Genomic DNA, 9,322 nt, shown 5'->3' with positions numbered 1-9,322 from the left:
CCGTTCAGCTCACCCATGCCCCCACGATGCCACCCGCCCCCGCACCGTCCCGAACCCGAGGCCTCCCTCGTCCCGCAACAGCTCGAGCTGCGGCACCGCCGGCACGATGCCGGCGATCCGAGCGCACCGGCCCGGTCCACCGGAAGCAGATCAGCCCCGTGATCCAGACGGGGGCGGCGGCCCTGGACGAGATCCTCAGGGCCGGTCCGACCTGTAGCCACCCGGTCGGTCACCCAGACGCAGAGAGAGAGCCGGTGCAGATTGCTCTGCACCGGCTCTCACCTGGTCTTACTCTGTCGGGGTGGCGGGATTTGAACCCACGACCTCTTCGTCCCGAATGAGGTCCGGCCTGCGGCGCGACCTGCCGCGATCGGGATCGGCGCAGGTCGGAGCGTTGGCAACCGTTGGTCAGAAAGGCGTCCAAGAGCCTTCCTTCTCAAGATTTTCTCCCCAGCTTCTCCCAACGCATCCCGCCGCAGCGGGGCAGGTCGTTGCGCGTAGCTATCAGCGCGAACCGGTACAGACGTCAGCAGTTGGTCACATGCCAGGTCACTGCTTCTTCCGGAGCTTCCGTAACTTGGCTGCGGCTTCCTTCTTTTGCTGCTCGACCTGCCCACGTGGAGTCCAGCGTCCCTGGTGCTTGGCACACTGCTCACTCCCGATGATCGCCTTGTTCTTGCAGCGGCCCCCGCTCTCGTTCCGGGCTCCGCACGTCGGCTGAGTCACTCTCCCCGCACCCACTTTCTCTGCCGTGGTCACATGGAAGCCGGCATCGTCCCTCCGCAGACGCGGTGAGGGAAGGCGCAACGGGAGCGAACGGGAAGCATAGTGGAGCACACGGCTCCGGAGGGCGTGTTCGGTTCTTTGGTTTCGGCTGGCCAATGCCTTCAGATACAGTTGTTTCAAGGCTCCAGTCCACGAATAGGCCGCGACTCGTCGCTGGTCTCCCATGGCCGTAGTCCGGCTGGGCAAGCGTCTGACATGCGTCTCCGGTGGCAGGAACCGCGGCTGACGAGGGCTTACTTCGTGGAGGGCGATACGAAGCGCCCCGAAGCAATCCGCTGTCGCTATTTAGCTACCTACGATGTCGCGCGCTACCTCGTCTAGTGCATCGAGTAGCTGACTCTTCAGATCGGCAGCTCTCTTGTATTCTCCGACCAGGCCGATATCTTGCATCTGGCTGCGGAGGCTTTCCACAGCGGTGATTTCATCTCGGTACACCACTGCGTCGCGGCGACTGATTTTATCCTGGCAGAAGTACGCCATGACGCGTTTATTCGCGGCCCTGAACTGCTCGATCTCGTGAACTGTCCCTGACGCCCCGCCACCCAAGGAGCCGCCGGGCTTCATCCAGAAGAGCGCGATACACAGGTCCGACGACTGGACGAGCTTCTTGTCGATCAAAGGTTGACCGGGAGCCGACAAATCCGGGAAAGCGTGCGTTTCCCAGCCCACAGGAATAAAGGCAACGTCATTCGTCGGCGATGACCTCTTCGCGTTCCACTGCCCCAGGGCTTCCCTGACCACGTTGCGCTCCCTCACGTCACCGGGTGAGCCGATGAACGTGCGGACGACTTTTGCAGTGAACATGGCTAGATCCTCGCCCGGGACCCCTTAAGTCGCGACCCATGTTAGTCCGCGTGGGTCTGGGCAAGGTTCCGGTGGCCTGTCTGGCCCGATCGACTGGCGGGCGGATGAATCGCCAGCGACGAGAAACACCCCATCTTGCCCCTGGGGGCGAACCAGTAGGTGGCGACCTCCCTGGCTTGCGGCTTCCAGCGGCACCCGCGTAGCCGGCCTGTCACCGTTGGTCGCCCCCGGTCACCCCCTCGCGCGGCCCACAGACGGCCCAGCGCCGCCGGCGCCCACCACGTCGACGCGATACCGCAACGGTCATGCGCTGTTCGCGGCAGCCACACAAACAGGACCTCTCGCATGCGCCTTTTGGGGCATAATCCGATCCATGGTCGATCCCGGTGGACTCACGCGCGAAGATTTGTACGTTCCAGACCGTTTTGAGATGCTACGCGACGTCGGCACTGGAGCGCTGCAATCCATCATCACCCCAGTCCAAGACGCGCTTATTGAGATCGACGTCTACTTTGCCGACATGCGAGCCGCGCGACGTGGCGCCCTGATGGTCCTACGAGGCGAAACAGGTGCTGGTAAATCGACGTTCCTAGACACTCTGGGATTGTTCCGCACCGGCCTTGTGACGGAGCGAATTCCCGCATCGGAGAACGTCGCCGAAGCACTTCAATCAAAGCCCCGTACGGAAGCTCCGCGCGTAATCGTCCTGGAGGGGCGTGAAGCACTCGGCGAGGCTTCGGTCGAGTTCATCGAGGCCGCAATGCACGGGATCAACTCCTTCGTGCGATCAGATTCGGGACGCGACACCCTGGTGGTTTGGCCGGCAAATACTGACGACCTTACCGCCCTCCTCACAGAAAAGGCCTTGAAAATTGGGGGTGAGGCACTCCTTGGAGTCGGCGAACCGGTAACGAGATTCTCTGGTCCTGCAAAAAACCAATTCGTCAGCATCGCCGAACGAACCGTCGGAGCCTTGAACGAGGGCGCTTCATTGGCCGCGCTGGGCATCTCGGAGGAGGCCGCGGAAAGGCTGGCCAGCCAGGCCTCTACGATCGGGCGGTTCCTGGCACTGGTCCGTCAGGCCCTGATTCGCAACGGAGCTAAGGTTCGTTCCCTCATGGCCGCTGAGCAATTTCGCCTTTGGACGCTGGTGATTGCGGGGAATGAGCCAGAGGGTGACGTGGCGGCGCTAACTCGGGGCGGCTACGCCTATGCAGATATCGACCGCCTTATGACTGCGACCAACGCAAACATCGTCGCAGACCTGAAGAAGCAGCCGGATCAGCTAGGCATCCTCGGAACGGTCTTCGACGCAAAGATCATTCACGTGGACATGATGACGGCGCTCGCCGTTTCCCGACAGTACGGTGACACCTCCCTTCATTCAGAGATGACAGAACTGGGAATGTCCACGAGCTCCGAACCGAAGGCCATCGAGCGACTTCTCTCCGGGGAACTGGGATTGCTCATGGGTGGAAACTCTCTGGGCCTCCGGAAGCGTGGCGGGAAGGCGGGTAGCAACACGCTGGCTGCATTCGAGAGCCTTGCCTTCATCGCCACCAAGAAGGATGGGCTTCTCAATAAGGCGATCGGAACCGGACTTCAGGAAGTCGGCCTCATTAACTCCTTCCAAACCGAGCGAGAGCTTGGCACCGAGTACAAGTACTTCAGCGATCTCTACTGCGAGCGCCCCGAGGGTCCTATTCGCCTGGAGATGATGTGGCGCAAGTCGACGTCACGCGCAGAAATCGCAAACTATGTGTTGTCTAAGCTGGGGAATTACGGGCGGGCCATCGGACTCCTCACCTAGCATTGAGGTGGGACGCTGCGGGTCACCAGTCCCCGCTCCTATCCCGTCTGCCGTCGACCCACACACCGTGGAGCAGACGCGGGTCCTGGCGTCCAGGTGGAGCGCACCACTGTACGAACGACCTGGACGCCAGGACCCGCGTCTGCTCGGCTCTGCCTGGGTCGACGGCAGGCGGGATAGGAGCTCCCACCTCCACCACGACGCTGCCGGCAGACGCCCACGGGCCCCTCCATCCCGGAGCCCTGAGCGCCCCCGCCGGAGGCATCGTCCTGGCCAGCGCTGCACGCACTCGCCCCGGCCACGCCGTGGTTCTTCCCGCCCATCAACCCAAGCCGTCAGGCGTGCGGCCGGCGGCCTGGCCGGAGCGGGGCGCAGACAGGAGCGGCGGCCCGGACGACGGGCCGCGCGCGCCGTGCGCGGCGGGTGCCTTGATGAAGTAGGGAAACTTCTACCGAAGGGCCCCCTTGCCGCCGCAGTCGTCTGCCTACCCCCACGGACATCTGGTCCCCTCGAACATAGGGATACCCCTCGTGCGACGCTTGGTTCAGTTGTTGGCGGACAAGGAGATCGAGTGACGGAGCACGCGAGCCCACGCGGGACCTTCTTGAAGATCGCTGACCGCATGAAGGGGCGGATCGCCGCTGAACCGGCCATGGCTGAGCTGCCTTCGCTGGCGGAGGTCATGGAAGAGTGCGGCGTAAGCCGCGGTGTCGCCCTCCGAGCCTTCAAAGTGCTTCAGCAGGAGGGCCTAGCCGAGCCGGTTCCCGGTTCGCGTTGGCGCGTCGTGCGCGCAGGGGTGCGCCTGGATCGGCGACCGCTCTCCGAAAGGATCGCCGAGCTCATCACGGCTGACGGGCTGGAGGTGGGGGCACCCTTCCTGAGTGCAGGGGAAATCAGCACCCGCCTGGGAGCATCTCGCCCCACGATCAGCAAGGCACTGGCCCAGTTGGAGGCCGCCGGCCTGCTTACCGAAGGGGGGCAGGGCAAGCGCAGGGCTGTCCGGGCCCTGCCGTCCCAACAGGAGGACTTGAAGTCTTGACCACCGCCACGCTCACGGAATGGGCCTATCCGCTCGCGGAATCGCTGCTCGCCGAGCCGCTGCCCCGTCGCTGGAAGCACTGCCTCGGCGTCGCCGAGCGGGCGCGCGCCATCGCGGAGATTCTGGGCCCGGACGCCGAGCTGCTCGAGGCCGCGGCCGTGCTGCACGACATCGGCTACGCGCCGGACCTGGCCAAGACAGGGTTCCACCCGCTTGACGGTGCCCGGTACCTCCGGAGCGCCGGTGCCGACGAGCGCGTCGTACGGCTCGTCGCGCACCACTCCTGCGCCTGGATGGAGGCGGAAGCCCGAGGCCTGCGGGATGAGCTGGAAGCCGAGTTCCCGCGGGAGGAGGAGCACCTCGCGGACGCGCTCTGCTTCTGCGACATGAACACCACTCCGGACGGCGCGCCCACGAACCCCGTGGATCGGGTCAACGAGATCGCGGGCCGCTACGGGCCCGAGAGCCTGATCGGGCAGTTCATCCGGCGTGCCGAGCCGGAGATCCTGCTTTGCACGGTCCGCGTGCTGAGCAGGGTCTCCGCGGCGAAGGCCGGCGCGGCTCAACCGATGTAGGGCGTACTCCGGGTCGTGTCCAGGGCGTGCTGGATCCGGAGCCGCATCGTGGAGTGGATGTCGAGGTCGGCCAGGTCCGCGGGGGTCACCCAGCGGACCTGCGTCGTCTCGTTGCTCGTACGGATCTCGCCGCCCACCGGCCGTGCCCGGAAGCAGATGCTGAACTGCTGCCGCGCCTCGCCGTCGTCGTAGAGCATCACGTGTCCGGGGTCCGTGTAGATGCCGGACAGGTCGAGGACCTCGGCCTTGATGCCGGTCTCTTCCCAGACCTCGCGTACGACGGTGTCACTGATGGACTCGCCCACGTCGTGGCCCCCGCCAGGAAGGGCCCAGCGGCCGTTGTCGGAGCGCTGGATCATCAGCACCTCGCCGGCGTCGTTCTGGACGAAGGCAACGACGGAGGGGACGACGCTGTTGGCGGTCGGCGCGTCGGGGTCGTGAAGGTAGTCGATACGTCCCATGCTCATGCTCCCGTGAAGTCGTCGTCGGTCACCGGGCGCGCCCGCCCCCAGGTCTGTTCGATGCTATTCGCGTACGTGTCGAAGAGGCCGCCCCCGGGAAGTCGGCGCAGGTGGAGGACCGGGGCCAAGTAGGCCCCGATGCCATACACATGGGTGTTCACGAGCATCTCGTCGTCGGCCCGGAACAGTGAGTTGTACAGCGTCGCGTCGTGCAGCCGGATCCCGATGTCGGGGTGGCTGGCGAGTAGCGGGCGGTAGTTCATGAGGGCATTGCGGATCTTGCCGTCCATGATCCTGTGACCCTCGTCGATGCCGCGCTGCCGGACGGCATCGCAGGCGGGGTCCCCGAGCAGAAGTCGCACTTGGGCGTTCGCTGACACCTTGCTCTTCAGGAGCTCGTGGAACTGCGGGTCCTCAGACAGCCAGAGTCCTGCGTAAACCAGCACGTCAACGCGTGTTTTGGCGCGGTCGTACATCTCGCGCCAAAGCCCCGACGGCACCATGTGCCGGTGTGGGTAGACCGTCACTATCTCGGCCTTGCTCAGGTCGGTGGACGTGTCAACCGCCCGCTCGTCGTCCCATAGCGTCGTCACCGCAACGCCGAGCTTGGCCGCTACGGCGTACTGGTGGCGCCGGTACGGGACTTTCCCCTGCGTGATCCAGCGTTCCACGGTCTTCGCGTTGACTTCGATGGCCTCGGCGAGTCCCTGGATGGTCATCCCCTTCGCGAGCAGGGCGGACCGTAAGCGCTCATTGGACATCTACACCCCCAGGTGGGACGTCTTGGGAGCTCTTGACCGTAGCCAGAAGGCCCCGAGCTGTCCATGGGCGGGGTGAACAACGCCCTTGACCTGGGGCGATTCTGAGTGTGCGCCAGGAAGTCCCGGCGCGAAAGCGAAGAACCTCCGCGGTCCTGCTTGACGGACTCTGATGCGATACCTGTAATAGAGGTACCGCATCGGTTCCGCGAGGAACACGGAGCGAAGCCTTAGCCCCTCCTTGCCCGAAAGGGCCGGCGGGGGTGAGGCACCCCGTACGGCAAGGGGCCCCTGAGAGATGGGGCCGAGGGTCCCGGATCCCTGGTCAACCGGAGGGCTTGAGGCCGAAAGGCCACGTCTCCATACGCCTGAAACGGGAGCTCGCTCCCGAAGGAGACAGCAGTAGGTGTCCAACCTCTCCGCGGCCCCGCCTGGGTCCGCGGCCGGTTGCCTCCTCCGCCCGACCGCCCTTGGGGCGTACGGGTGGGGTGGGGGAGCTGGAGTTCTTCCTGCTTCACAACGACGTGCAGCCCCGGCGCGGCAACGCCGGGGCTGCTGTTCGGTCCCGTTCCTGTGTGAGAGGAGCAAGACCTAATGAAGTTCATCGTTGCACGTCAGCAGCCCGTTACCGCGCTGCCGCCGGCCCTGGAGCCGACGGACGCGGAGCTGGACGCGATCGAGGCCGAGATGCCGGTCATCCTGGCCGAGGTCGAGTTGCTGGACGCGCTGATCGCGCTGCTGGATCGGCCGGCGTCGGAGTTCGACGGTCGCCGGATCCGCCGGGCCCGTCGGCGCGTGCTGGCGGCTCGCCGGGACGCGGCGAACAAGGCGCCCACGGTCGCGTCCGAGGTGGCGTGATGCACCTGAAGGCGCAGATGTCGAACCGGGCAGGGTGGCACCTGTTCGTCGTCCTGATGAACGAGACCCGGTGGCCGTCGCACGACTGGCCCGACGGATGCCCGATCCCGACGCCGGCCGAGCGCGGCCGCGTGCTGGCCGACCTCGGTTACGAGATTGAGCCCGGGACCGAGTGGTCCTGGATCGAGGGGGACCCCGCCGAGGACTGGGACGCGCCGGTGCTGCTGATGGCCAGCGTCTCCGTCCGCCCGATCGAGGCAGGGGGCCAGCGGTGAGGGCGCGCACCGCGGCGGCGCAGATCCGCGCGTTGGAGCGTCTGTTGACCTCGCTGACGCGGGTGCTGGTGTTCATCTGCACGGTGGCGCTGGTGTTCACCGCCACCAACGTCACAACGTTCGCCATCGACCACCACGTCTCGCCGTGGATCGCGTGGCTGCTCGATCCCATGGTGGCCGTCGCCCTGGGCACGGTGCTGCTCTTCGACGGCCGACTGTCCGAGTACGGGCTGCGGCCCTCGGGGTGGGCGTCGGTGCTCCGCTGGTTCGCTGGTCTGGCCACGTGGGTGATGAACTGCTGGGGCTCCCTCTGGCCGGAGGGGACACCCTTCGGCGTCCCCCACAGCGTCGACCCCGCCGGGCTGGTCCTCCACTCCATCCCCCCGGTGCTGCTGATCGCGCTTGCCGAGGCGATCAGCCACTACCGGCGGGCGATCCTGAACAAGATCGAAGACCTGCGGGCCGCCCTGGTGGAGACCGGTGGCGCCAAGGTGGATCCCCTGCTCGTCCACCCGGCACCGGTCGCTGTGTCCACCGGCCCGGCCGCCGACGCGGCGGCGCCGGTTCGGACGGGTGGCCGCCTGGGGTTGTCGCTGGTCATCTGTGGTGGCCAGCGGGTGTATCCCCTGACCGTCCCCCACACGTCCACCGTCGTCCCCCTCCACCCCGAACCGGTCGCGAAGCTGCCGGCGGAGGACGCGAAGCGGATCATCCGCGCGTGCTGGGAGAACGGGGAGTCGATCGGGAAGGCGGCCCTGAAGTCCACCCGGTCCACCTCCTACGTCCACAAGGTCTACACCCAGCTCGCCACCACCTCCTCCCCGCCCGAGGGGGAGGCCCAGTGAGCACCCTGCCCGTCTACCGATGGCGACTCGCCCCCGACGGACTGGCCACTGTTCGCCAGCTTCGCGCCGCGGGTCTGCGCCCGGGTGGACAGGAGGTGGTCGCGCAGGTGGAACGGCCGCGCCGTCGGCGTCCCCCGCTGGTGGCGTTCCTCTACCGCGTCGACCGCGCGAAGCCCGTACGTCCCATGAGCCCGGCCAAGCAGGCCGCGCTCGACAAGGCCAACGCCGCCCGCCGTACCTGCCCGACCTGTGGGCGGGACGCGGGCTACGTGATCCCCGCCCGGCTGGGTGAGTGCGTGCCGTGTGCCTTCCCCGACTCCGAACCGTGCGCCGCCTGAACCCCACCATCGTCGTAAGGAGTTCTGCTGTGTCTCGCCGTACGCGGCCCTCGGCCGCTTCGACCGTGCGCATCCCGCGGCAGCGGGGTTCTGAGCCGGTCATCCTCGTCCTGAGCCCCGAACCCCAGCCGCTGACCACCCGGGCCGCGCTCGCCGCCGGCCGGTGGGCGTGGAAGCACCGCCGCTCCTGGGCACCCACCGCCCTCGCCACCACCCTCCTGGTCCTGACCGGCGCCATCCACGTGATCGAGCCCCGCACCGGATGGGCCCTGGCCGTGTTCGCGCTGGCCCCGGTCGGCGTGTGGGCGTGGGGCATGCTGCGGCGCCGGCCCACCTCCCGCCAGGCCACCGTGTGGCGGGCCCTGCTCGCCGCGTTCGCCACGACCGCCGGCGCGTGGATCGCGCTGGCAGTCGGGTTCGGCCCGGCCCACCCGGCCCTGTTCACCGGCTGGGCCGTTCTGACGCTCATCTCCCAGACGGGCTGGCTCGTGGCCCGCCGCCTGACCGTCGTGACCGAGAAGGAGAGCTCCTGATGGCCAACACCACCTCGGGCATGAACTGGGGCGCCAATGGCGCCGGATGGAAGAACACCGGTGGGCAGCAGGCCCGCACCCAGCGGGCCCGCACCACGCCGCGGCCGGGTGCGAACGGCTCTCAGAGCAAGACGTTCAACAAGTCGTTCTCGCCCGGCTTCACCCTGAACGTCAACGCCGGCGGCGGCCGCGGCAACAACGGCGGCGGGGGCCGGCGCACCGCCGCGGCCGGGGGTGGGC

Annotated in this window: 11 protein-coding genes and 1 pseudogene; 9 read left to right on the top strand and 3 right to left on the bottom strand. The window is 67.0% G+C overall.

Features of this window, described 5'->3' with window-relative positions:
* Positions 1 to 1,071: 1,071 nt before the first annotated feature.
* Positions 1,072 to 1,590 (bottom strand): hypothetical protein, encoded by a 519-nt coding sequence (locus tag HYE82_RS29725; protein WP_179177284.1) that lies wholly within the window; start codon positions 1,588 to 1,590, stop codon positions 1,072 to 1,074.
* Positions 1,591 to 1,963: 373 nt separating this feature from the next.
* Here HYE82_RS29725 and HYE82_RS29720 point away from each other — a divergent pair, with 373 nt between their 5' ends.
* The 3 genes from HYE82_RS29720 to HYE82_RS29710 all read left to right on the top strand — a co-directional run bounded on the left by HYE82_RS29720 (position 1,964) and on the right by HYE82_RS29710 (position 5,014).
* A complete protein-coding gene (locus HYE82_RS29720; RefSeq protein WP_179177283.1) occupies positions 1,964 to 3,400 on the top strand; it encodes a hypothetical protein in 1,437 nt (478 codons plus the stop codon).
* A 571-nt stretch (positions 3,401 to 3,971) separates the two neighbouring features.
* Positions 3,972 to 4,439: a MarR family transcriptional regulator gene (locus tag HYE82_RS29715; protein WP_179177282.1), complete on the top strand. Its 468-nt coding sequence runs from the start codon at positions 3,972 to 3,974 to the stop codon at positions 4,437 to 4,439.
* The gene (locus HYE82_RS29710) at positions 4,436 to 5,014 is read left to right on the top strand and encodes an HD domain-containing protein (protein WP_179177281.1); all 579 of its coding nucleotides are present in this window, start codon (positions 4,436 to 4,438) and stop codon (positions 5,012 to 5,014) included. The genes HYE82_RS29715 and HYE82_RS29710 overlap by 4 nt, the downstream gene beginning before the upstream one ends.
* Here HYE82_RS29710 and HYE82_RS29705 read toward each other — a convergent pair.
* Positions 5,002 to 5,475: an NUDIX domain-containing protein gene (locus HYE82_RS29705; RefSeq protein ID WP_179177280.1), complete on the bottom strand. Its 474-nt coding sequence runs from the start codon at positions 5,473 to 5,475 to the stop codon at positions 5,002 to 5,004. The two genes, HYE82_RS29710 and HYE82_RS29705, sit on opposite strands and share 13 nt — an antisense overlap.
* Before the next feature lie 2 nt (positions 5,476 to 5,477).
* Positions 5,478 to 6,194 carry an XRE family transcriptional regulator gene (locus tag HYE82_RS29700; protein WP_179177279.1) on the bottom strand — a complete coding sequence of 239 codons (717 nt, stop codon included), beginning with the start codon at positions 6,192 to 6,194 and terminating at the stop codon, positions 5,478 to 5,480.
* 633 nt (positions 6,195 to 6,827) lie between these two features.
* Here HYE82_RS29700 and HYE82_RS29695 point away from each other — a divergent pair.
* The 6 genes and pseudogenes from HYE82_RS29695 to HYE82_RS29670 form a co-directional block, all read left to right on the top strand.
* The gene (locus HYE82_RS29695) at positions 6,828 to 7,091 is read left to right on the top strand and encodes a DUF6284 family protein (RefSeq protein WP_179177278.1); all 264 of its coding nucleotides are present in this window, start codon (positions 6,828 to 6,830) and stop codon (positions 7,089 to 7,091) included.
* The gene (locus tag HYE82_RS29690) at positions 7,091 to 7,366 is read left to right on the top strand and encodes a DUF6303 family protein (RefSeq protein WP_179177277.1); all 276 of its coding nucleotides are present in this window, start codon (positions 7,091 to 7,093) and stop codon (positions 7,364 to 7,366) included. The genes HYE82_RS29695 and HYE82_RS29690 overlap by 1 nt, the downstream gene beginning before the upstream one ends.
* Positions 7,363 to 8,211, top strand: coding sequence for a hypothetical protein (locus HYE82_RS29685; protein WP_179177276.1), 849 nt, complete (start codon positions 7,363 to 7,365; stop codon positions 8,209 to 8,211). Before HYE82_RS29690 ends, HYE82_RS29685 begins: the two co-directional genes overlap by 4 nt.
* Positions 8,208 to 8,549, top strand: a complete 342-nt coding sequence (locus tag HYE82_RS29680; RefSeq protein ID WP_179177275.1) for an RRQRL motif-containing zinc-binding protein — start codon at positions 8,208 to 8,210, stop codon at positions 8,547 to 8,549. Before HYE82_RS29685 ends, HYE82_RS29680 begins: the two co-directional genes overlap by 4 nt.
* Positions 8,550 to 8,578: 29 nt before the next feature.
* Complete coding sequence (locus HYE82_RS29675) at positions 8,579 to 9,082, top strand: hypothetical protein (RefSeq protein WP_179177274.1); 504 nt, start codon at positions 8,579 to 8,581, stop codon at positions 9,080 to 9,082.
* Positions 9,082 to 9,322, top strand: a pseudogene (locus tag HYE82_RS29670) (hypothetical protein); the annotation flags it as partial. The gene HYE82_RS29675 and the pseudogene HYE82_RS29670, both read left to right, overlap by 1 nt.

Origin of the sequence: Streptomyces sp. BR123 (assembly GCF_013401435.1) — a bacterium.
Classification (GTDB): domain Bacteria; phylum Actinomycetota; class Actinomycetes; order Streptomycetales; family Streptomycetaceae; genus Streptomyces.
The sequence above is the reverse complement of the archived record's forward strand: the minus strand, read 5'-3'. Positions and strand labels throughout refer to the sequence as shown.

What these genes read in the sequence shown, in the direction of transcription:
- HYE82_RS29725 (WP_179177284.1), bottom strand. Translation starts at nt 1,590, where the DNA reads ATGTTCACTGCAAAAGTCGTCCGCACGTTCATCGGCTCACCCGGTGAC.
- HYE82_RS29690 (WP_179177277.1), top strand. Translation starts at nt 7,091, where the DNA reads ATGCACCTGAAGGCGCAGATGTCGAACCGGGCAGGGTGGCACCTGTTC.
- HYE82_RS29720 (WP_179177283.1), top strand. Translation starts at nt 1,964, where the DNA reads ATGGTCGATCCCGGTGGACTCACGCGCGAAGATTTGTACGTTCCAGAC.
- HYE82_RS29695 (WP_179177278.1), top strand. Translation starts at nt 6,828, where the DNA reads ATGAAGTTCATCGTTGCACGTCAGCAGCCCGTTACCGCGCTGCCGCCG.
- HYE82_RS29705 (WP_179177280.1), bottom strand. Translation starts at nt 5,475, where the DNA reads ATGGGACGTATCGACTACCTTCACGACCCCGACGCGCCGACCGCCAAC.
- HYE82_RS29700 (WP_179177279.1), bottom strand. Translation starts at nt 6,194, where the DNA reads ATGACCATCCAGGGACTCGCCGAGGCCATCGAAGTCAACGCGAAGACC.